The sequence below is a fragment of the Muricoccus vinaceus genome, assembly GCF_042433125.1.
GTDB lineage: Bacteria > Pseudomonadota > Alphaproteobacteria > Acetobacterales > Acetobacteraceae > Roseomonas > Roseomonas vinacea.
On sequence record NZ_JBHLVZ010000002.1, the window covers coordinates 303,835 to 323,720 of the forward strand.

General features: G+C 73.4%; 24 protein-coding genes and 1 other RNA gene. 8 read left to right on the plus strand and 17 right to left on the minus strand.

Going from position 1 to position 19,886, the window contains the following annotated elements; translation table 11 throughout:
- Nucleotides 1–41 precede the first annotated feature (41 nt).
- The 7 genes from ACFFIC_RS03185 to ACFFIC_RS03215 all read right to left on the minus strand — a co-directional run bounded on the left by ACFFIC_RS03185 (nt 42) and on the right by ACFFIC_RS03215 (nt 6,570).
- Nucleotides 42–947, minus strand: coding sequence for a tol-pal system YbgF family protein (locus ACFFIC_RS03185; protein ID WP_377048617.1), 906 nt, complete (start codon nt 945–947; stop codon nt 42–44).
- A gap of 85 nt (nt 948–1,032) precedes the next feature.
- The gene (gene pal / locus ACFFIC_RS03190; protein WP_377048618.1) at nt 1,033–1,530 is read right to left on the minus strand and encodes a peptidoglycan-associated lipoprotein Pal; all 498 of its coding nucleotides are present in this window, start codon (nt 1,528–1,530) and stop codon (nt 1,033–1,035) included.
- 41 nt (nt 1,531–1,571) lie between these two features.
- Nucleotides 1,572–2,906, minus strand: a complete 1,335-nt coding sequence (gene tolB / locus ACFFIC_RS03195) for a Tol-Pal system beta propeller repeat protein TolB (protein WP_456306914.1) — start codon at nt 2,904–2,906, stop codon at nt 1,572–1,574.
- Between the two features lie 118 nt (nt 2,907–3,024).
- On the minus strand, nt 3,025–4,686 hold the full coding sequence (locus tag ACFFIC_RS03200; protein ID WP_377048619.1) for a hypothetical protein: 1,662 nt from the start codon (nt 4,684–4,686) through the stop codon (nt 3,025–3,027).
- 7 nt (nt 4,687–4,693) lie between these two features.
- Nucleotides 4,694–5,221, minus strand: a complete 528-nt coding sequence (gene tolR / locus ACFFIC_RS03205; RefSeq protein WP_377048620.1) for a protein TolR — start codon at nt 5,219–5,221, stop codon at nt 4,694–4,696.
- A 4-nt stretch (nt 5,222–5,225) separates the two neighbouring features.
- Nucleotides 5,226–5,987, minus strand: a complete 762-nt coding sequence (gene tolQ / locus ACFFIC_RS03210; RefSeq protein WP_377048621.1) for a protein TolQ — start codon at nt 5,985–5,987, stop codon at nt 5,226–5,228.
- Nucleotides 5,988–6,162: 175 nt separating this feature from the next.
- Nucleotides 6,163–6,570 carry a YbgC/FadM family acyl-CoA thioesterase gene (locus ACFFIC_RS03215; protein ID WP_377048622.1) on the minus strand — a complete coding sequence of 136 codons (408 nt, stop codon included), beginning with the start codon at nt 6,568–6,570 and terminating at the stop codon, nt 6,163–6,165.
- A 198-nt stretch (nt 6,571–6,768) separates the two neighbouring features.
- On the opposite strand from ACFFIC_RS03215, the gene ACFFIC_RS03220 reads away from it, so the two are divergent.
- Nucleotides 6,769–7,056: a hypothetical protein gene (locus ACFFIC_RS03220; RefSeq protein WP_377048623.1), complete on the plus strand. Its 288-nt coding sequence runs from the start codon at nt 6,769–6,771 to the stop codon at nt 7,054–7,056.
- Between the two features lie 91 nt (nt 7,057–7,147).
- Here the strand turns inward: ACFFIC_RS03220 and ruvB are convergent, their stop codons facing one another.
- A complete protein-coding gene (ruvB, locus tag ACFFIC_RS03225; protein WP_377048624.1) occupies nt 7,148–8,188 on the minus strand; it encodes a Holliday junction branch migration DNA helicase RuvB in 1,041 nt (346 codons plus the stop codon).
- A gap of 186 nt (nt 8,189–8,374) precedes the next feature.
- Between ruvB and ACFFIC_RS03230 the strand changes: the two genes are divergently transcribed.
- Complete coding sequence (locus ACFFIC_RS03230; protein WP_377048625.1) at nt 8,375–8,521, plus strand: hypothetical protein; 147 nt, start codon at nt 8,375–8,377, stop codon at nt 8,519–8,521.
- Between the two features lie 18 nt (nt 8,522–8,539).
- Here ACFFIC_RS03230 and ruvA read toward each other — a convergent pair whose 3' ends face one another.
- From ruvA to ACFFIC_RS03245, 3 genes are read right to left on the minus strand one after another with little or no spacing between them, the layout of a single operon-like run.
- Nucleotides 8,540–9,148, minus strand: coding sequence for a Holliday junction branch migration protein RuvA (gene ruvA, locus ACFFIC_RS03235; RefSeq protein ID WP_377048626.1), 609 nt, complete (start codon nt 9,146–9,148; stop codon nt 8,540–8,542).
- Nucleotides 9,149–9,161: 13 nt separating this feature from the next.
- Nucleotides 9,162–9,677 (minus strand): crossover junction endodeoxyribonuclease RuvC, encoded by a 516-nt coding sequence (gene ruvC / locus ACFFIC_RS03240; RefSeq protein ID WP_377048627.1) that lies wholly within the window; start codon nt 9,675–9,677, stop codon nt 9,162–9,164.
- Nucleotides 9,674–10,423 (minus strand): YebC/PmpR family DNA-binding transcriptional regulator, encoded by a 750-nt coding sequence (locus ACFFIC_RS03245; RefSeq protein ID WP_377048628.1) that lies wholly within the window; start codon nt 10,421–10,423, stop codon nt 9,674–9,676. The genes ruvC and ACFFIC_RS03245 overlap by 4 nt, the downstream gene beginning before the upstream one ends.
- 264 nt (nt 10,424–10,687) lie before the next feature.
- Here ACFFIC_RS03245 and ACFFIC_RS03250 point away from each other — a divergent pair, with 264 nt between their 5' ends.
- Genes ACFFIC_RS03250 through ACFFIC_RS03260 form a run of 3 tightly spaced genes read left to right on the plus strand, consistent with a single transcriptional unit; the run spans nt 10,688 to nt 12,368 of the window.
- Nucleotides 10,688–11,317, plus strand: coding sequence for an MSMEG_1061 family FMN-dependent PPOX-type flavoprotein (locus ACFFIC_RS03250; RefSeq protein ID WP_377048629.1), 630 nt, complete (start codon nt 10,688–10,690; stop codon nt 11,315–11,317).
- A gap of 1 nt (nt 11,318) precedes the next feature.
- Nucleotides 11,319–11,744, plus strand: coding sequence for an alternative ribosome rescue aminoacyl-tRNA hydrolase ArfB (gene arfB / locus ACFFIC_RS03255; RefSeq protein WP_377048630.1), 426 nt, complete (start codon nt 11,319–11,321; stop codon nt 11,742–11,744).
- A gap of 60 nt (nt 11,745–11,804) precedes the next feature.
- The gene (locus ACFFIC_RS03260; protein WP_377048631.1) at nt 11,805–12,368 is read left to right on the plus strand and encodes a DUF4337 domain-containing protein; all 564 of its coding nucleotides are present in this window, start codon (nt 11,805–11,807) and stop codon (nt 12,366–12,368) included.
- Between the two features lie 231 nt (nt 12,369–12,599).
- On the opposite strand, the gene ACFFIC_RS03265 is transcribed toward ACFFIC_RS03260, so the two are convergent.
- From ACFFIC_RS03265 to ACFFIC_RS03290, 6 genes are all read right to left on the minus strand, one after another.
- Nucleotides 12,600–12,917: a hypothetical protein gene (locus ACFFIC_RS03265; RefSeq protein WP_377048633.1), complete on the minus strand. Its 318-nt coding sequence runs from the start codon at nt 12,915–12,917 to the stop codon at nt 12,600–12,602.
- Nucleotides 12,918–13,028: 111 nt separating this feature from the next.
- Nucleotides 13,029–13,850 carry a TIGR00282 family metallophosphoesterase gene (locus ACFFIC_RS03270; RefSeq protein ID WP_377048634.1) on the minus strand — a complete coding sequence of 274 codons (822 nt, stop codon included), beginning with the start codon at nt 13,848–13,850 and terminating at the stop codon, nt 13,029–13,031.
- The gene (locus ACFFIC_RS03275) at nt 13,847–14,452 is read right to left on the minus strand and encodes a 5-formyltetrahydrofolate cyclo-ligase (protein WP_377048635.1); all 606 of its coding nucleotides are present in this window, start codon (nt 14,450–14,452) and stop codon (nt 13,847–13,849) included. Before ACFFIC_RS03275 ends, ACFFIC_RS03270 begins: the two co-directional genes overlap by 4 nt.
- A 33-nt stretch (nt 14,453–14,485) precedes the next feature.
- Nucleotides 14,486–14,640: non-coding RNA, 6S RNA (ssrS, locus tag ACFFIC_RS03280), on the minus strand.
- A 96-nt stretch (nt 14,641–14,736) separates the two neighbouring features.
- Nucleotides 14,737–15,066: a cell division protein ZapA gene (locus ACFFIC_RS03285; protein ID WP_377048636.1), complete on the minus strand. Its 330-nt coding sequence runs from the start codon at nt 15,064–15,066 to the stop codon at nt 14,737–14,739.
- A gap of 3 nt (nt 15,067–15,069) precedes the next feature.
- Nucleotides 15,070–15,525 (minus strand): hypothetical protein, encoded by a 456-nt coding sequence (locus tag ACFFIC_RS03290; protein ID WP_377048637.1) that lies wholly within the window; start codon nt 15,523–15,525, stop codon nt 15,070–15,072.
- Nucleotides 15,526–15,694: 169 nt separating this feature from the next.
- On the opposite strand from ACFFIC_RS03290, the gene ACFFIC_RS03295 reads away from it, so the two are divergent.
- The 3 genes from ACFFIC_RS03295 (at nt 15,695) to ACFFIC_RS03305 (ending at nt 19,753) form a co-directional block, all read left to right on the plus strand.
- Nucleotides 15,695–16,144 (plus strand): hypothetical protein, encoded by a 450-nt coding sequence (locus ACFFIC_RS03295; protein WP_377048639.1) that lies wholly within the window; start codon nt 15,695–15,697, stop codon nt 16,142–16,144.
- Nucleotides 16,145–16,226: 82 nt separating this feature from the next.
- Nucleotides 16,227–17,165, plus strand: a complete 939-nt coding sequence (locus tag ACFFIC_RS03300) for a class I fructose-bisphosphate aldolase (RefSeq protein ID WP_377048640.1) — start codon at nt 16,227–16,229, stop codon at nt 17,163–17,165.
- 659 nt (nt 17,166–17,824) lie between these two features.
- Nucleotides 17,825–19,753 carry a polysaccharide pyruvyl transferase family protein gene (locus ACFFIC_RS03305; RefSeq protein WP_377048642.1) on the plus strand — a complete coding sequence of 643 codons (1,929 nt, stop codon included), beginning with the start codon at nt 17,825–17,827 and terminating at the stop codon, nt 19,751–19,753.
- The last annotated feature ends 133 nt before the right edge of the window (nt 19,754–19,886 follow it).

Sequence of the window (19,886 nt, forward strand, 5' to 3'; positions counted from 1 at the left end):
ATCGGCCGCGCCGGAAGCCGTATCCGGCCCGGCCGTGCCGCTCAGCGGCAGCCCGCGCGCTGCCGGGCCTGTCCCACCCGCTCCGCCAGGCTCGCCGGGATGCGCGGGAACTGGGCGCGCAGGTCGTCCAGCGTCTGGCACGCCTCGCGCTTGGCGTTGAACCCGTTGAAGGCATTGGCCAGCCCGACCATCGCCTCCGCCGCCCGCCCGGAGGCGCGGGAGCGGCGATAGGCATCGTCATAGGCCAGGGCGGCGTTCTGGTAGTCGCGCTTGCCCATCAGCGCATCGCCCAGCAGGATTCCCGCATCCTGCGCGCGCGTCGGCGCGCGGGCTGCCAGCACCTCCCGCGCCGCCGCCTCCGCGGTGGCGTAGTCACGCCGGTCCAGCGCCACCTGCCCCTCGCGCAGCGCCACCTCCGGCGTGCGCGGCGCGGGGGCCGTCGGCTGCCCCGGCGGAACCGCCGGCGCCGCCACGGGCGGGCTCACCGGGCCCGGCTGCCCGCCCCCGGCTCGCCCCGCCGGCGGGGCCGTCCCGGCCGCGGCGCCGCGGCTCTCCATCTGGTTGAAGCGGTATTCCATGTCGCCCTGCAGCTTCTCGACCTGCTGCTGCAGCGTGCGGTTGCGGAACTCGGCCTGCTCGGCCAGGCCGCGCTGCCGCCGCACCTCGTCCTCCAGCGCGCCCACGCGATCCAGCAACTGCGCCACCAGCTCCCCTCCGCCGGCAGCCACCCCGCCCCGCCCGGGCGGCGGAAGCTGCGGCGCGGCGGGGGCGCCCCGCCGCATCAGCTCCAGCTCCTGCCGAAGCTGGAGGATCTGGTTCTGGAGATAGAGCCCCTCGCGGCTCTCGGCCTGCGCCAGGGCCGGGCCCGGCATCATCCCGGCCATCGCAACCCCGGCCAGCAGGAGCGCGCCGAAGCCCGCCCGGCGCAAACACCCGCCTCCCAGCATCCTCACTCCTCCCGACCCGGCGCGGTCCCGCGCCCGAATGCCCGCACGGGCCGGCCCGTGAAAACGGCCGGCCCGCTCAGGCCGATCAGCGAACGGTGGTCACCGCGCGCCGGTTCTGCGCCCAGGACCCCTCGTCCGAACCCAGCGCCGCCGGCCGGTCCTTGCCGTAGGACACGGTCTGGATCCGCTGCCCCGAGACGCCGCTGGCCACCAGCAGGTCGCGGGCCGCGTTCGCCCGGCGCTGGCCGAGGGCGAGGTTGTACTCGCGCGTGCCGCGCTCGTCCGCATGGCCTTCCATGTAGACCGACACCTGCGGGTAGCGCCCCAGCCAGGAGGCCTGCCGCTCCAGCGTCGCGCGCCCGTCGCCGCGCACCTGGGTGCTGTCGGTGTCGAAGAACACGCGGTCGCCCACGCTGGCCACCAGGTCCTCCTGGCTGCCCGGGCGCGCGCTGCCCATGCCGGCGCCGCCAGCCAGGCCGCCGGAGCCGCCCGCGCCGGTCGCCGCCGCGTTGCTCGCCTCGTCGGACGAGCAGGCCGCCAGCAGGGCGAGCGCGCCGAGCGCGCCCAGGATCTTCGCGTTCATGTCATAAGCTCCTTCAACAGAGATGCGGTTGTCTGCAAAAATCAGGCGAGCAGCGGCGACCAGGACGGATCGGTCGCGTCCGTCGGGGTCACGATCTGCCGCTCGTTGAATCCGGTGATGTCGATCTGCGCCAGGCGGGCCGAATACCCCTCGCCCCTGGCACCGCGCGCCTGGCTTTCCCGGTAGAAGGCCAGCACCCGCCCGTTGGGGGCGAAGGTCGGCCCCTCCATCCCCCAGCCCTCGGACAGGATGCGCTCCCCCGAGCCGTCCGGCCGCATCACGCCGATCCCGAACTGGCCGCCCGAGATGCGCGTGAAGGCGATCAGGTCGCCGCGCGGCGACCAGACCGGCGTCGCGTAGCGCCCGCGCCCGAAGGAGATGCGCCGCGCCCCGCCCCCACCGGCATCCATGACATAGAGCTGCTGGTCGCCGCCCCGGTCGGAGTTGAACACGATCTGCGTGCCGTCCGGGTTGTAGCAGGGCGACACGTCCAGCCCGTTGCCGGAGGTGAGCTGCCGCTGCGAGCGCGAGCCCACGTCCACCGCCACGATGTTGGCGTCGTTGTTGCGCGCATAGGACAGCACCACCGTCCGCCCGTCCGGGCTGAAGCGGGGGGAGAGCGTCATGCCCGGGAACTGCCCGAGCACCTCGGACCGCCCGCTGTTCAGGTCGAACAGGTAGACCCGCGGCGTGTTCTGGAAATAGGACATGAACACGATCTGCTGCGCGTTCGGGTGGAAGCGCGGCGACAGCACCTGGAAGGACCCGTCCGTCAGGAAGCGGTTGTTCTCCCCGTCCTGGTCCATGATGGCCAGCCGGCGCGTCCGCCGGTCCCGCGGCCCGCTCTCGGCCACATAGACGATGCGCGTGTCGAAATAGCCCTTCTCGCCCAGCAGCCGCTCATAGATCACGTCGGAGATCAGGTGCGCGATGCGGCGCCACTGCGCGGCCGGGGCCGTGAAGGCGGTGCCCTGGATCTGCTGCTCGGGCAGCACGTCCCACAGACGGAACTCCACGCGCAGCCGCCCGCCCTGGTCCTCCACCCGGCCGGTCACCAGCGCATTGGCCCCGATCACCCGCCAGTCCTGGAAGCGCGGCGTCGCGGCCGCCGCCTCGGCGCTCTGGATGAAGGCCGCATTGTCCACCGGGCGGAACAGCCCGCAGTTGCGCAGGTTCGCCTGGATCACCCGGGCGATGTCCGCCCCACGCCCGCCGCCGCCCGCCAGCGCCGGCACGGCGATCGGAATCGGATCCGTCCGCGCGCGGGTGATGTCGATCACCGCGCCCTGGCCCCCACCTTGGGCGCGCGCCATGGCCGGCGCCGTCAGCAGGGCGGCCCCGCCCAGAATCAGGCCACGCCGGGGAGTCGTCATCATGGATGGAAAACCTCGGTGATGCGGGAGGCGGATGAAGCCGATGCGGCGGCGCGGCGCAACCCGCCCCCGTCCGCCGCGGCTCCAAGGCCCCCTGTTTTGATCAAGCGCACGCCCCGCCTCAACGCGTCAGCCCGCGCGGGTTGAAGCGGAAGGTCGCGGTGTTGATGGCCGCCAGCTTGTCCCGCGGGAAGGGCAGCGGGGAGCACTTGGGGTCCATCAGGGCCCGCCGCGCGGCCTCGAACACGGCGCGCGCCCGCGGCTCGGTCGGCACGCTGCCGGCCGGGCGCACCACGCGCACCACGCCCGCCGCGTCCGCCTCCACGCGAAGCTCCACCACGATGCTCTCCAGCCCCGGCGCGCCCGCGTCCACCGACCAGCACTCGCTGATCTTCTCGGCCACGCCCCGGATCTCGCCGGAGGTCAGCGCCGCGGCACCGGTGGGCGCGCCGCCTCCGGCGGGCGCCGCGGCGGGGGCGGGCCTCGCCCGCGATGCCGCCGACGCCTGCTGCGCCTGGGCCGCACGCAGCCGCTCAAGCGTGCTCAGCACGGAGCTGCTGCGCTCGGCCGGGTTGGCCACGGGCGGCGCCTGCCCCGTGCCCGGGCGGTTCGTCGCCTCCCGCGCCGGGGTGGCCGGAGCCTGGTTCGCCACCGGATTCGGCCTCGCGGGTGCCGCGGGTGCGGCCGCCGCCTGCTGCTGCGCCGGCGGGCCAGGAGGCGCGGCGGCGGGGCGTGGCGGCGCGGCCGGAGCCGCGGGGGCGGCGGCCTGGCGCGGCGGTGCGGCCGGGGCCGCGGGCGCGGCGGCCTGGCGGGCCGGCGCCGGAGGAGCCGGAGGTGCGGGCGGAGCCGGGGGCGCAGCCGCCTGCTGCTGCGGCGCGGGCCGCGGCGGTGCCGGGGCAGCCTGGGGCGGCGTGGGCGGCGCCGGCCTCGGCGGCGTGGGCGCGGGCGCCGCTGCCTGCTGCTGCGGCGGCGTGGGAGTGGGGCTGGGCGCGGGCGGGGCCTGCCGGATCGCCTCGGGCGCCGGGGGGGCCGGCGGCAGCGGCAGGGGCCGCGGCGGGGTGGGCGCCGGCTGCGCCTGCGCCTGCTGCTGCGGCGGCGCGGGTGCCGGCGGCGGCGGCGCGGCCTGCATCGGAGGCGTCGGCATCGGCGGCGTGGGCGCCGGCGTCGCCGGTGCGGGTTGTGCGGGCGCCGGCGGTGCGGCGGCCTGTGCGGGCGGCGTCGGCAGCGGCTGCGCCGGGCTCGGGGCGGGCGTGGCCTGGGCAGGGCTCGGTGCCGCAGCCTGCGCCGGCGGCGTCGGCAGCGGCTGGGCGGGCGTCGGCGGCACCTGCACGGGCGGCAGCGGAATCGGCGGCGTGGGCGCGGCCGGCGCGGCGGCGGCCGGGTTGGGCGGGGGCGGCGGTGGCAGCGGCGTCGGCGCCTCGGCGCGCGGCGCGTCGGGCGGGCTCGGGGCCGCGCTCGGCGCCGGCGGCGCGGGCGTGGCCGGCGTGGGCAGCGGCAGGGGTTCGGGCGCCGGGGCGAGCTCCGGCACCTCCGGCATCACCACCTCAACCGGGATCGCCTCCTCCAACGGCTCGGGGATCTTGCGCCCGGGCATGTCGACCAGAAGCAGCCCTGCCACCAGCAGGTGCAGCAGCACCGAGGCCGCCACCCAGTTCCTGAGGCGGCTCCCGGCGGTGCCGCCCTCCGGCCACACCGTCAGGCCGGCGCCACCATGGCCCGCCCCGGCCAGGGCATGCCCCCCGATGTCCCCCCCGATGTTCGGGGTCGTGCTGTCGAGCGCCATGGCAAACCTAGCGCTGCGGCGTGCCCGCGGGGCGGGCCGGCTGGGCGGCGCCCCGGGGGGCCGCGGTGGCCGCGCCCCGCGCGGGCTGCCCCGCCGGCTGCTCGGCCAGAAGCGCCACGCGCGAGAACCCGGCGGAGGAGACGATGCCCATCACCTCCATGATGCGCCCATAGGCGATGGCGCGGTCGCCGCGCACGAAGATGCGCCGCTCCGGCTGGCCCTGGGGCTGGTTCGCCATGATCGCCTGGAGCTGCGGCACGAGGTTCTCCGCCGGCACCTCCGTTTCCTGGAGGAAGATCTTGCCCTCCGGGTTCACGGTGATCGTCAGGGGCTCCTGCTCCTGGTTCAGGGCCGCCGCGTTGGTCTTGGGCAGGTCCACCGGAACGCCGACGGTCATCAGCGGCGCCGCCACCATGAAGATGATCAGCAGCACCAACATCACGTCCACCATGGGCGTGACGTTGATCTCGGCCATGGGACGGTGGCGGCGGCGCCCGCCGCGCCCCCCGCCGCCGGAGTTCAGGGAGACGGCCATGGGATCAGACCTGGGCCGGCTGGCGCGGCGCGGGCGCGGGCGCCTCGTCCGCCTGGCGCGACAGGATCGCGCCGAACTCCGCCGAGAAGGCCTCCAGCCGCCCGGAGAAGCGCGACAGGTCCACGTTGATCTTGTTGTAGGCCAGCACCGCCGGAATGGCGGCCACGAGCCCGATGGCGGTGGCGAACAGCGCCTCCGCGATGCCCGGCGCCACAACGGCGAGGTTGGTGTTGTTCATCCCCGCGATCGCGGAGAACGAGTTCATGATGCCCCAGACCGTCCCGAACAGCCCGATGAACGGACCGACCGACCCCACCGAGGCGAGGAACGTCATCCACTTCTCCAGCCCGTCCATCTCGCGCCCGATGGCGACGTTCATCGCCCGCTCGGACCGCTCCTTCATGCCCGTCAGCGCCAGCACGCCGCTCAACCCGCGATCCGCCGAGCGCTGCCACTCGCGCATGCCCGCGCCGAACACGGCGGCCATGGGATGGTTCGGGCGCTCGCCCTCGGTGCGGTAAAGCTCCTCCAGGTTGCCGCCGGACCAGAACTTGTCCTCGAAGGCATCCGCCGCGCGGTTCACGCGCCGCATGGTGTTCCACTTCTCGAAGACGATGGCCCAGACCCAGACGCTGGCGATCAGCAGCCCGATCATCACGGACTTCACCACCCAGTCCGCCTGGAGGAACAGCCCCCAGAGAGAAAGGTCGTGCCCGGCCGCGGCCAGGTTCTGCGCAGTCACACCACCCACGGGCGGCCTCCTCATCCCCGCGCCCCACCGGGCGCCACTCGCCACTCCCCCCCCGGGAGCGGCCCTTGCAACCTCCGGAAGCACGGGCGCCTCGTCGCGCCCCGCCCCGGCAAACCTTCCGCCCCGCGCCGGGCGGCATCGCGGCGGTCCCCGCCACCGCGCCGCCGCGATCAGCCCGGCGGCCGGCCCCCTAAGCGCCCGGCCGCATCGCCGAGCGCCAGGGCTCCGGCAAGGCCATGGGCCGCAGCGTTTCCTGCGAAACGCAGACCAGCCCGACCTTCAGCCGCGCCAGCATCCCGCCATCCGCCGCCACCGCGTCCTGGCCCACCTCCACCGAGGCGGCGCCCGCCTTGATCACCCGCGTCTCGATCACCAGAGCGTCATCGAGCCGCGCGGGCCGCAGATACGCTACTTCGATGCGGCGCACCACAAGCAAGCACGCATGACGTTCCATCATAAGTTGATGGGGCAACCCAATGTCACGCAACGATTCCGTCCGCGCCCGCTCCGCCCAGCGCAGGTAGGTCGCATGATAAGCCACCCCGCCCGCGTCGGTGTCCTCGAAATAAACGCGGATCGGGAAGCGGTGAACGTCCATGGCCCGCGCCCTAGCGCCCTTCGCCGCGCGCGGCCAGCGCCGAAATCATTGGAAACACCGGTTGGGGAATGCGGCCGGCGCGAACTTCAGGCAGACGTGAAGCCCTGCCCTTGTTCCGCCTCAAAGAATGCGCTGCCCGCCCGTTAAGCCTGTCCGCGATCCGGGCAGCACGCCCGGCCGCCGAACCGGAGACCACAAATGCTTACAATCAAGCAGGCCAGCCTCGCCCTCGCCCTTCTCGCCGGAACGGCCCTGGGCGCGCAGGCCCAAACGAGCGGTGGCGCGAGCAGCGGCATGGGCGGCACGGGATCGGCGGCCTCCCCCGGCACGGCCTCCGGCGGCACCATGGCAGGCAGCCCGGGCGTGGGCACCACCGGCCGCGGCAACCCCATGCCCACCAACTCCGACATCGGCACCGGCCCGGCTGGCTCCTCCGTCGCCGGCCGCCCGACCTCCCCCGGCACCTCGGCGCCCCAGACCCGCTGACCAGGAGGCGCGCCGACCCGGCAACGCGCCCCTCCGGTGGCGCCGGGCTCCGCCAGACCGCTCCGGCAGGAAACGCCCCTGCCGGGGCGCGTCACGCCAGCGGATCGTCCAGCAGATCCCCCTGCGATGCCAGCGCGCTGCGCGGCGGCGTCATGCCGAGGTGCTTCCACCCGGGCAGACCCAGCACGCGGCCCCGCTGCGTCCGCAGGATCAGCCCTTCCTGGATGAGATAGGGCTCGATCACCTCCTCCAGCGTGTCCCGGCTCTCCGCCAGGGCCGCCGCCAGGGTCTCCACGCCCACCGGCCCGCCGCCGTGATGGTCGGCCAGCCGGCGCAGGTAGCGGCGGTCCATCGCATCCAGCCCCAGCCGGTCCACCTCCAGCCGCTCCAGCGCCGAATCGGCCAGCGCCTTGTCCGCCGGCCGCCCGGCCACCGCCGCGAAGTCCCGGATGCGCCGCAGCAGCCGCCCGGCGATGCGCGGCGTGCCCCGCGCCCGCCGCGCGATCTCCCGCGCGCCGTCCGGGGTCAGCACGAAGCCCAGCTTCTGCGCGCCGCGCGCCACGATCAGCTCCAGCTCCTCGGCGGAATAGAACTGCAGGCGCAGCGGAATGCCGAAGCGGTCCCGCAGCGGCGTCGCCAGCAGCCCCGCCCGCGTGGTGGCGCCCACCAGCGTGAAGGGCGGCAGGTCGATCCGCACCGTCCGCGCCGCCGGGCCTTCCCCGATGATGAGGTCGAGCTGGAAGTCCTCCATCGCCGGATACAGCGTTTCCTCGATCGCCGGCTGCAGCCGGTGGATCTCGTCCACGAACAGCACGTCCCGCGGCTGGAGGTTGGTCAGGATCGCCGCCAGGTCCCCCGCCCGCTGCAGCACGGGGCCGGAGGTCGCGCGGAACCCCACCCCCAGCTCGCGCGACACGATCTGCGCCAGCGTGGTCTTGCCCAGGCCGGGCGGGCCGAACAGCAGCACGTGGTCCAGCGCATCGCCCCGGTCCCGCGCCGCCTGCACGAACACGCTCAGGTTCTCCCGCAGGGCGGGCTGCCCCGTGAAGTCGGCCAGGGTCTGCGGCCGCAGCGTGGCCTCGACCGCGTCCTCGTCCTGGCGGCTGCCGGCAGTGATCCGGTCGGTGCTCATGCGCGGTTCTGGGATCGGCTCATCACGGGAACATAGCGTGACCAGCCGGCCCTGTCGCCCCGCGCCGCCATGCGCGTGGCATGAACGGCTTCTTCACCCTTCCGGCGACAAGATAACGCCGCCGTGAAAGCGCGGCAGAATGCCGGAAAGGATTTCCGCCCCCGCCACATCCCAAGCGAGGCCGCCATGCTCGGCAACCTGACCACCCCCGCGCTCCTCCTGATCTGCCTGCCGGTCGTGGGCATCGTCGCCTGCATCGCCCTTGGCGTGCTGTCGATGCTGCTGTGCTCGCCGTGGTCGCCGTCCGGGGCCGCCCGCAAGAAAACCGCCTGATCCCGGCCGAACGCCGCCTCAGCGCGGCGCCATCTCCTTCAGGCTCTCGCGGATCAGCGTGTTGAGGTCGGCGCCCTCGCCCAGCCGCTCCATCACCCGCGTCACCACCGAGGCCGCCTCCGGCCGCCGCCAGCCCAGGTTCAGCAGCGCCGAAACCGCGTCCCCCGCCGCCCCGCGCTCGGGAACCGCGGCCGCGGGCACCACGAAGGCGGAATCCCCCGTGGGCATCCCGCCCACCTTCTCGCGCAGCTCGCTCAGCAGACGGATCGCGAGCTTCGGCCCGACGCCCGGCGCGCGCGTCAGGCTGCCCCGGTCCCCCGCCAGGATCGCCCCCGCCAGGTCCCGCGGCGAAAGCGCGGAAAGCAGCCCCAGCGCCACCTTCGGCCCCACGCCCTGGATGCCCGTCAGCAGCCGGAACCAGTCGCGCTCCGCCGCATCCGCGAAGCCGTAGAGCGTGATGGCATCCTCGCGCACCACCGTCTCGATCCACAGCGTGCCCCGGGCATCCGCCGGCAGCGCCGCCACGGCGCGGGACGAGGCCGCGACCAGATACCCCACCCCGTTCACGTCCAGGATGCAGCCGCCCTCGTGCACGGAATCCAGCCGCCCGGTCAGCTTTCCGATCATGCCGGCGTCCCGATCATGCCGGCGCGTAGCCCCGCGCCAGGGCGATCCGCGTGGAACGGTGGTTGGCGTGGCAGATCGCGATGGCCAGCGCGTCCGCCGCGTCCGCCCGCTTGATCACCGCCCCCGGCAGCAGCCGCCGGACCATGTCCTGCACCTGGATCTTGTCGGCATGGCCCGTGCCGACCACCGCGCGCTTGATCTCCATCGCCTGGTACTCCGCCACCACCACGCCCAGCAGCGCCGGCGCCAGCAGCACCACCCCGCGCGCCTGGCCCAGCTTCAGCGCCGCCCCCGGGTTCTTGTTGACATAGGTGTGCTCCACCGCCGCCTCGTCCGGCCGGTGCTCCTCGATCAGGGCCGAGAGCGCCCGGTGGATGATGCAGAGCCGTTCCGCCAGCGGCAGGTCGGCCTTGGTGCTCACGACGCCGTCGCCCAGGTGGCGCAGCCGCGATCCCGTGCTCTCCACCAGCCCCCAGCCCGTGTGCTGCAGCCCGGGATCGAGCCCGAGGATGCGGACGGAGCGGTTCAAGCCGTCAGCCGATCGAGCACGTCGTCCGGCACGTCGAAATTGGCGTAAACGTTCTGCACGTCGTCGTGCTCGTCCAGCGCGTCCACCAGCTTCAGCACGCCGCGCGCGCTGTCCTCGTCCAGCGGCACGGAGGCGTTGGGCCGCCATTCCAGCTTAGCGCTCTCGGCCGGGCCGAGCTTCGCCTCCAGCGCGTCGCGCACCGTGAACAGGTCCTCCACCGCCGTGCGGATCGCGTGCCCGTCCTCGTCGCTTTCCACGTCCGACGCCCCGGCCTCGATCGCCGCCTCCAGCACCGTGTCGGCATCCCCGGCCGAGGGCGGGTAGCGCACCACCCCCTCGCGCTCGAACTGGAAGGCCACCGAGTTGCTCTCCCCCAGCGCCCCCCCGTTCTTCGAGAACATGGAGCGCAGGTCGGAGGCCGTGCGGTTCCGGTTGTCCGTCAGCGCCTCCACGATGATGGCGACGCCGTTGGGCCCATACCCCTCGTAGCGCACCTCGTCGTAGTTCTCGGTGTCCGTGCCCTGGGCCACGCGCTTGATCGCGCGCTCCACCGTGTCGCGCGGCATGTTGTTCACCAGCGCCGCCTTCACCGCCGCCCGCAGGCGCGGGTTGTGCGCGGGGTCGGGCATGCCCTGCTTGGCCGAGACGGTGACCTCGCGGATCAGCTTGCCCCAGGCCTGGGCGCGCTTGGCGCTCTGGGCGGCCTTGCGGTGCGCGATGTTCTTGGCGTGGCTGTGGCCGGCCATGGCGGCGATCCTGTTCTTTCGCGGGCCGGGGCGAGGGCGCCCGGCATGAGGGTTGCAGGCCGGCCCGCCGGGACCTCTCCCGCTCGGACCGAACGGCCCGGAGGGTATGGCCCGCGCGGCGGGAACGGCGGGCGCCGATCATAGGGGCCGCCAGAGCCCCGCGCCACCCGCGCGCAACCCTTGGGGCGGAACGGCCGGCCCGGCCGGCCCGCCCTTGTTCTTCCCGCGCCATGCCCCACCATGGCGCCGCACCGGAGCCCCGCCATGGACGCCAACCCCGCCGCCAACCCCTTCGACGTCACCACGCACGATGCGCTGGCCGCCCTCTATCCCACCCCGAGCGAGCGCGTCCGGGTGAAGGTGGGCGACCGCATCGCGGCCCGGAGCGCCGCCTTCATCGCCAACTCACCCTTCTTCATCCTCTCCACCACCGGCCGCCGCGGCCCGCACGCGACGCCCCGCGGCGACGCCGCCGGCTTCGTCCACCTGCTCGACGAGCGCACGGTCGCCCTCCCCGACCGCCGCGGCAACAACCGCCTCGATGCGCTCCGCGACGTGCTGGACGACCCGCGCGCCGCCTTGCTCTTCTTCGTGCCCGGCATGAACGAGACGCTGCGCGTCCACGGCACCGCCCGCATCACCACCGACCCCGCGCTGCGCGAGCGCCTGGCCATGGGCCGCATCCTGCCGGCCACCGTCCTCGTGCTCTCCGTCACCGAGGTCTACATCCAGTGCCCCCGTGCCCTGCTGCGCGCCGGGCTCTGGTCCGGCGCCGCGAAGCCGGAAGGCACTCCCACGGCCGGCGAGATGCTGGCCGAGCACACCCGGGGCCGCCTGACCCGCGAATCCTACGACGAGGTCAGCGCCCCCCAGTGCGCGGCCGAACTCTACTAGCTTGGACCCGCTCCGGATCACCCACCGCCTGACCATCCCCGCCGAGGCGCTGGAGGAAAGCTTCATCGCCGCCTCCGGCCCGGGCGGGCAGAACGTCAACAAGGTGGCCACGGCCGTGCAGCTTCGCCTGGACACCACGCGCGTGCCGGGGCTGACCGAGCCCATCCTGGCCCGCCTCCGCGCCCTCGCCGGCCGCCGCATGACCGCGGAGGGCGCGCTTCTCCTCACCTCGCGCGAGCACCGGACGCAGGACCGCAACCGCGAGGCCGCCCGCGCCCGCCTTTCCGCCCTGATCCGCGACGCGCTCGTCGCCCCGATCATCCGCCGGCCGACCCGCCCCACCAAGGGCAGCCAGGAACGGCGCCTCACCGCCAAGACCGTGCGCTCCGGCATCAAGCAGGGCCGCGGGCGCGTCCGGGAGGATTGAACCCCTTCACAGCCCCGTGACCCGATGGCATGGAGGTTTTTTCATGAAAGGGGAACCCTCATGACCGGCCACGGCCATGTCGACCACAGCGGCGAGAACAAGCGCGTCGCGCTCCTCATCGCCGTCCTCGCCCTCTGCCTGGCGCTGGCCGAAACGGGCGCCAAGGGCGCGCAGACCGAGGCACTCTCCCGCAACGTGGAGGCCTCGAACCTTTGGGCCTTCTTCCAGGCCCGATCCATCCGCCAGACCACGGTGCGCACCGCCGCCGAGCAGCTCGCCCTGGCCCCGGAGGCCACCGAGGAAGACCGCCGCGCCGCCACCACCCGCCAGATCCAGATCTGGCTGGCCACCGCCCAGCGCTGGGAAAGCGAGCCCGCCACGGGCGAGGGCCGGCGGGAACTCGCCGACCGCGCCAAGGCCGCCGAGCGCGTGCGCGACCGCTCCATGTCCGCCTACCACATGTACGAGTACGGCTCCGCCGCCTTCCAGGTCGCCATCGTCATCGCCTCGGCCAGCATCGTCACGGGCGTGCCGCTGCTCGCCCTCGGCGGCGCGGTGCTGGGCGTCATCGGCATCGCGCTCGCAGGCCTGGGCTTCTTCGCGCCCGAACTGATCCATCTCTGAGCACCGCGTGGGCGGGGCGGCGCCACGGCCTCGCCGCCCGGCCCGCCACCGCCCGGGGCCGTGCTCCGGCCGGGCGGCCAGCGCCGCGGCATGGGCCATCGGGGAAATGGACAGGCGCGCGGAGGCCAGGGTGTCGTTCAACCCGGAGGGGTCCCGCGTCGGACGGCGGCCGCGGGGCGGGCCAGGTCCGGTCGGCGGGGCGCCGGGCCGGCGTCACCGGCCGCCCCGGTCCTACGCCGGAAAGCCGCCGCACAAGCGCAGCCGGCCCTGCCGGAACTCCACCGCGACGACGTTGCCCGGCCGGGCCGGCACCGTTTCCCCATCCCCGGCGGCGCCATCCTCCTCGGCATGGCGGAAGAGCAGCGTGTTGAAGGGCATGCGCGGGTGCTCGACCAGGAAGACCGAGGACTCGCAGGCGCCGAGCTCGATCCAGCCGACGGTATAGGACCGCCCCAGGGCCAGAACCGCGGAGGCCCCGATCACCTGCGGTTCGCTCTCCGGCCCTCCGATGAAAACCACCCGCGTTCCGGGCTTCGCGTCCAGATCCATGGCGGAAAGACTACGCCCGCCGGACCGTTTCGTGCAGCCGCGGATGCACGCCCCTGCCCCGCGCCCGAAGCTCATGCCGGACGCCCGGCATGCGCCCGGGGCACGGCCGCCTCAGAACCCCGGCATCACCTGCGACAGCCGCCCGCCCAGCCGCAACGGCCCGATCCGCAGCGCCAACCCCGTCGCGTCATCGGTTTCCACGAGCACCCCGCACAGCGTCGCCTGCCCTTCCGCCGGGGACAGCCGCTCCGCCGGCACCTTGCGCCAGAACCGGATGGAGGCCCCGGCCTTCCCCATGCCGATCACGCTGTCATAGTCCCCGCACATCCCGGCGTCGGACACAAAGGCCGTGCCCCCCTCCAGCACCTGATGGTCGGCGGTGGGCACATGGGTATGGGTGCCCGCGATCAGGCTCACCCGCCCGTCGAAGGAATGCCCGAAGCCCAGCTTCTCGCTCGTGGCCTCGGCATGGATGTCCACCACCACCGCCTGCACGGAGCCCCTGGCGCCCAGGCTGTGCCGCGCCAGCTCCGCCTGCGCGGCGCGGAAGGGATCGTCCAGCGGCTCCATGAACAGCCGCCCCATCACCTGCAGCACCAGCGCCCGCCGGCCACCCGGCACCTCCACCACGGTCGCCCCCCGCCCCGGCGTGCCCGGCGGATAGTTCATGGGCCGGATCAGCCGCGGCTCCCCCTCGATGTAGGGGATGATCTCCTTGCGGTCCCAGGCATGGTTGCCCAGCGTCAGCACGTCCGCCCCCGCCTCCAGAAAGGCCCGCGCCATGTCCGGCGCGAGCCCGAACCCGTGGGAGGCGTTCTCGGCGTTCAGCACCACCAGGTCGGCCGCGACCTCGCGCCGCAGCCCCGGCAGGCGCTCCACCACCGCGTCGCGACCCGAGCGCCCCACCACGTCGCCCAGGAACAGGATCCTCACGCGCCATCATCTCCGGAAAAAGCCACGCGGAACCGCATCACCCCCGCCTCCGTGGCCACCGCATCCAGCGGCGCGTCCAGCGGGCCCGCGGGCACCTCCTGCATCTCCTGGCAGGCAAAGGCCACGCCCAGCGTCGCGGCCCCGGGCAGCCCGGCCAGGGTCCGGTCGTAATACCCGCCGCCATAGCCCAGCCGCCGCCCCGCGCGGTCGAAAGCCAGAAGCGGCACGACGACGAAGCCCGGAACCACCGGCTGGGCGTCGGCCCGCGGCTGCACGGTGCCGAAAGGCCCCTTGTCCATGGGGTCGCCGAAGGCGAAGGCACGGAAATCCAGCGGCAGCCCGCGCCGGGGCGTGCGCGGCAGGCACAGCGCGTGCCCCCGCCCCGCCAGGGCCCGCAGCAGCGGCCGGACATCGATCTCGTGCCCCATGGGCCAGAACCCCGCGACCACCGCGCCGGCCGGCGGCGGCGCCTCGCGCAGCACATGGGCCGCCAGCGCCGGCCCGGTGCCCTCGGCAGGCGCCTGGGCCCGGCGCGCCTGCGCCTCCTCGCGCGCCACGACCTTGGCCGCGCGCAGGCGTGCATCGTCGCCCCCGGACGTCATGCCGGGCAATGCCGTGGAAACGAGGGGAAAAAGTGCGGAGCCGCCATGACCGCTGGCGATTCGTCCTCCCAAGGCCTGCTAGCGCAGGTGGGCACCAGATACCCGGACCAAGATCCGGACAGAGCCAGCTCCCGGAGGATGCTTATTGGCCCTGGGGATGATTTGCCTGGCGCGAAAGGCAGCCCCGCCCCATCCATGTAGGCGCTCGCACCCGGCCGCGCCAGGGCGCGCCGGGCACCGCCGGATAAAAGATCCCAGGCCGCGCGCAAGCCCCGGCGTCCGCCTCAGCCCTTGCCGAGATCGGCCGCGATCCCCTCGATGCGCTCGGCCACGCGCACCAGCCGCTCGGCCAGCCGCGGGTCCGTCGCCGGCAGGGGCGGCAGCACCCCCGCTCGCGCCTGCGCCACCTCCACCTTCAGGTCGTGCACCTCGTCCGCCAGCAGCAGCGCCGCCAGCAGCAGCAGCCGCGGCTCGCCATAGCTGCCGCCCATGGTCTTCACCGAGGCGACGCGGCGGTCGACCTCCGCCGCCAGGGCGATCAGATGCGCCTCCTGCCCGTCCTCGCAGGAGACCGGATGGCTGTAGCCGCCCACGCGAACCGTGACCTGTCCCAAAGCTCAGCCCTCCCCGGCGCGACGCGTTGCATCGGCCCTCTCGCCCGCGGCGGGGCCACCATCCGGCCGCTTCCGCCCGCCGGCCGCGACATCATCAGGCCCGACATCCCCGGACTGGATATCCCCGGACTGGATATCCCCGGGGCCGGCATCCCTGGGCTCGACATCCCCAAGCCCGGCATCCCCCGGCTCGCCATCCTCCGGCAGCCCATCATCGGCGGCCGCCTCGTCGGGCAGATCCATCCCGTCCGGCAGCTCCCCGCCCTCGGGCAGCGCCGCGCGAAGCCGCGCGATGGTCGCCTCCAGCCGGGCGGACAGCGCGGCCACCTCGGCCGGCGGCACGCCCGGCGCTCCGCCCCCGCGCTCCGCACGCTCCTCCGCCGCCGCCCGCGCCACGGCCGCCAGGCGCTCCACCGCCGCCTCCAGCCTTGCGGCCGCCTCTGCCAGGCTGTCAGACATGCCGTCCCAACTCCCGCGTGTCCCCTCGCCCAGTCATTGCGCTTCCGGCACCATCTTGCCCTATGCTTTCCCGCAGGCCAACGCCGACCGCCCCGCAGGCCCGTATCCCGGGCCTCCGCCTTGCGGCAAGCGTGCGGGCTTTAGGCATCCACCCGCAAGAGGGTCAACCGTGACACCCCCCGCCTTGCTCTTCCGGCGCGCCGACGAAGCCGCGGCCGCCCTCGCCGCCGCGGCCACCCTGCCGGGCCCGCCGCTCCTGCTGCTGCTCTCCGCGCCGGCGGCGGCGGCCTGGCCGGGCGCGGCGGTGATCGCGGCCATGGTCGCCGGGGCCGCCTCCCGCCACCCCGGCGTTCCGCACCGGGCGGCGCTGGATTGCGGCACCGCCGCAGGGCTCGCGCTCGATGCGCTGCGCCAGGGCTGGCGGCTGCTGGTGCTGGAGGGCACCCACCCCGCCTTTCCCCAGGTCGCCGGCGCCGCCTCGTCGCTCGGCGCCACCGTTCTCCCAGAAGCCCCCCTCGCGCTGGACCTCGCGGGCCTCGACCTCCGCCGCCCCGCCGCCCGGGCCATCATCGCCGGCCACATCCTCCGCCACACCGCCGCCTCCGGCAGCACGCCCTGAACCGGCCCGGGCGGGCGGCGCGTGACACCACCCGCCCGCCCGCTACACTCCCGCACCACGGAACTCGGGAGGAGACCAGGCCATGCAGCTGACGCCAAAGGTGCGGGAGATCCTCTCCTGGTACGAGAGCGACAATCCCGGCACCAAGGGCAACCTCGCCCGCATCCTGATGCAGGGCCGCCTCGGCGGCACGGGCCGCATGGTGATCCTGCCCGTGGACCAGGGCTTCGAGCACGGCCCCGCGCGCTCCTTCGCCCCCAACCCCGCCGCCTACGACCCGCGCTACCACTTCGAGCTGGCGATCGAGGCCGGGCTGAACGCCTATGCCGCGCCGCTCGGCATGATCGAGGCCGGCGCCTCCACCTATGCCGGCGCCATCCCGACCATCCTGAAGGTCAACAGCTCCAACTCCCTCTCCACCACCAAGGATCAGGCCGTCACGGGCTCGGTCTCGGACGCGCTGCGCCTCGGCTGCTCGGCCATCGGCTTCACCATCTATCCCGGCTCCGAATACCAGTTCGAGATGATGGAGGAGCTGCGCGAGATGGCGGAGGAGGCGAAGTCCGTCGGCCTCGCCGTGGTGGTCTGGAGCTACCCGCGCGGCCCGATGCTCGACAAGGTCGGCGAAACCGCGCTCGACATCTGCGCCTACGCCGCGCACATGGCCGCCCTGCTCGGCGCCCACATCATCAAGGTGAAGCCGCCCGCCGAGGCCATCTTCCTCGACGCCGCGAAGAAGACCTACGAGAAGGCTCCCGTCCCCGACATCACCGAGCTGGCCGGCCGCATCCGCCACGTCGTGCAGGCCTGCTTCAACGGCCGCCGCCTCGTGGTCTTCTCGGGCGGCGAGGCCGGCACGGCGGATTCCATGACCGCGATGGCGCGCGGCATCCACCAGGGCGGAGGCAACGGCTCGATCATCGGGCGCAACACCTTCCAGCGCCCCAAGGCCGAAGCCCTGGCCTTGCTGTCCGACATCATCGAAGCCTACCGCGCCGAGGTGGCGCAGGGCACGCCCTGAAGCCCGGCGGCGTCGAGGGGGCGGGCGGAAGCCTTCCCCCCGGGCCGCCGCCCGCGCGCGCCGGGCACGGGCGTGCAGCCCCCCGGGACGCACACAGCCAGGCCGCCGCTCCCCGGCATGCTCCGGTGCCGCCGGGTGCGCGGACCGATGGGCGCGGCATCGCCCGGGAAAGCCGCGCTGCTCAGGAGCGGGTTCGTCGCATGCGATGCGTGGGAAGGATGGCACCGCAAGGAGAGCAGCGCGCCGAATCGTTCTTGCACGAGATCATTTCCTCCTGCAGCGCCATCCGGGGCACAGCGGATGAGCGGCGGAGTGCAACGCCGGAACTTTTCCCGATCTGTTTCACACCGACATCGCAATCAATAAAAATGACAATGCTATCTTGAGCCGAGATGTTTTGCAGCGCCGGCACTCGGTTCCTCCGCCCCGGAAGGCAACGCCTGAATTGCAGTCAAACGGCAAAAATACTCTCTAATTCAATGACTTAAAACTTATCCGCGCGGTGTCGAGCGATGGCGCCGTGTTGTCGAAAACACACGCCAGGGCAGTCCCCGCTCCAAGCTTCCCGTGGAAGTCAACACAACGCTTCTCGACCACACGATATGTTGATAATTGTCGTTTTCGGTCGATCTGCCGCAGAGCAAATCAGGAGCATTCCGATGACAGCCATTATGGCTGCCGAGGCGAAGTCCTTGCCCCGGGTTCCGACGCTGGTCAGCTTCTACGGCGGCAGCCGCTACTATTACGAAGCCGCCGAGCGCCTGATGCAGGCCTGCGAGCGCCTCGGGGTGCCCCACGACATCCAGGAGGTCACCAAGCGCGAGGACGAGTCCTGGTCCCACATCTGCCGCCGCAAGATCCCCTTCTACCGGGACATGCTGGCCAAGCACCCCGACGGCATCTTCTGGGCCGATGTCGACACCGTGCTGGTGCAGCGCCCCGCCCTGTTCGACAACGCCTCCTACGACATCGCGGCCTTTCTGCGCGGCTTCCGCAACCTGCGCGACTACGACCCCGTCCAGCTCGCCCGCACCTTCCACCCGGGCTTCATCCACTTCAACGGCACCGGGAAGACCCGCCGCTTCGTCGAGCACATGGCGGCGCTGGAGCGTGACAGCACCTCCACCGGCACGGACGACTTCTTTCTCGAGGAAGCCTGGCAGAGCTTTCCCGAAGCCCTCGCGGTCATGCTCCTGCCCGGCGACATGATCGCCAAGACCGAGGCGCGGATCGGCGCCGGCACATGCTTCGTCTTCGGCGAAAGCGGCAACGTCGCCGCCTTCAAGGGGCAGGTGGAGCAGCACGCCGCCCGCGTGTTCGAGTTGCGCCGCCAGACCCGCCTGCTGATCAACTACGCCGCGCAGTGTATCCGCAACGGCAAGCGCGAGCAGGCCCGGACCTTCCTCCAGAAGGCGCATGGCATCGACCGGACGGACCATCACGCCGCCCTCTCGCTCGCGCGCCTCAGCCTGAAGATGGACGACCCGGAGGGCGCCGCGCGCGTGGTGAAAGCCACCTTCGGGGGCGCCCCCGAGGCCGCCGAGCCCCGCAAGATCCTGGTCGAGGCCGCGCTCGCCACCGGCAACTGGCGCCGTGCCCACACCAACCTGCAGAAGCTCGAGGCCATGGAAGAGCCGGAGGTCCAGGCCTTCGCCCAGAGCCGCCGCTTCCTGGTCGGCCTGGAGAAGCGCGCCGAGGCCCTCCAGCTCCGGCGCGAGGAACGTCCTGCCGTCTACTGGATGGACACGCCCTTTCCCGGCAACTTCGGCGACGTGCTCAACCCGTTCCTCGTGGAATCGCTGAGCGGCCTGCCCCCGCGCCACGCCAGGGAAGGCGACGGCATCCTGGCCATCGGCTCGGTCATCAAGTTCGCCAGGCCCGGCACGGTCGTCTGGGGAACGGGCACGCCGCGCATGACCGACGTCCTCTCGCCCGAAGCCGATTACCGCGCCGTGCGCGGCCCCATGTCGCGCCAGCTGGTGGAAAACTCCGGCGGCAAGCCGCCGGATGTCTTCGGCGACCCCGCCATGCTGCTGCCCCTGATCCACACGCCCCGCTCCCCGAAGCGCCACAAGCTCGGCTTCATCCGCCACTACACCCACCAGCACGAGCCGATCCGCTGCGACGGGGTGAAGGAGATCTCCATCCTCTGCGTGGGCGAGGAGGGCATCCGGACGTTCATCGACGAGGTGAACGAGTGCGAGCACATCGCCAGCACGTCGCTGCACGGCCTGATCGTGGCCCATGCCTATGGCATCCCCACGCGCTGGTGCGACTTCCTGGAGGCGGACTGGACGCTCCCCGGGGACGGCACGAAGTTCGAGGACCACTACGCCGCCTTCGGCATCCGCTTCCGCCCGCCCACCAACCTGTCGGGCGTGCCGGTGATGACCCCGGCCTTCGCCGCCGAATGCGACGAGGTGGTGACCAGGCCCTTCGATGCGGCGGCCCTGCTGCGCGTGGCACCCTTCCCGCTCCTGCCGCGCTTCCGCAGCATCGCCGGCCTGGATGGCGGCGCGGGCCACCGGCACCTGTCCACTCTCGGGTTCAAAACGCCCGGCAGAGCCCTCGAAACCGCCGAGGCCTGACAAGCCAGGACGCTTCCGCCCCCGCGGGGGCGAACCCCGCGCGGGCTTGCCGCGGTGGCAGGTGCCCCCGAGAATGCACCCCGCCCCAAGGTCCCCAAGCCGACCGATGACCGCCCGCCCCGCCTTCGCACGG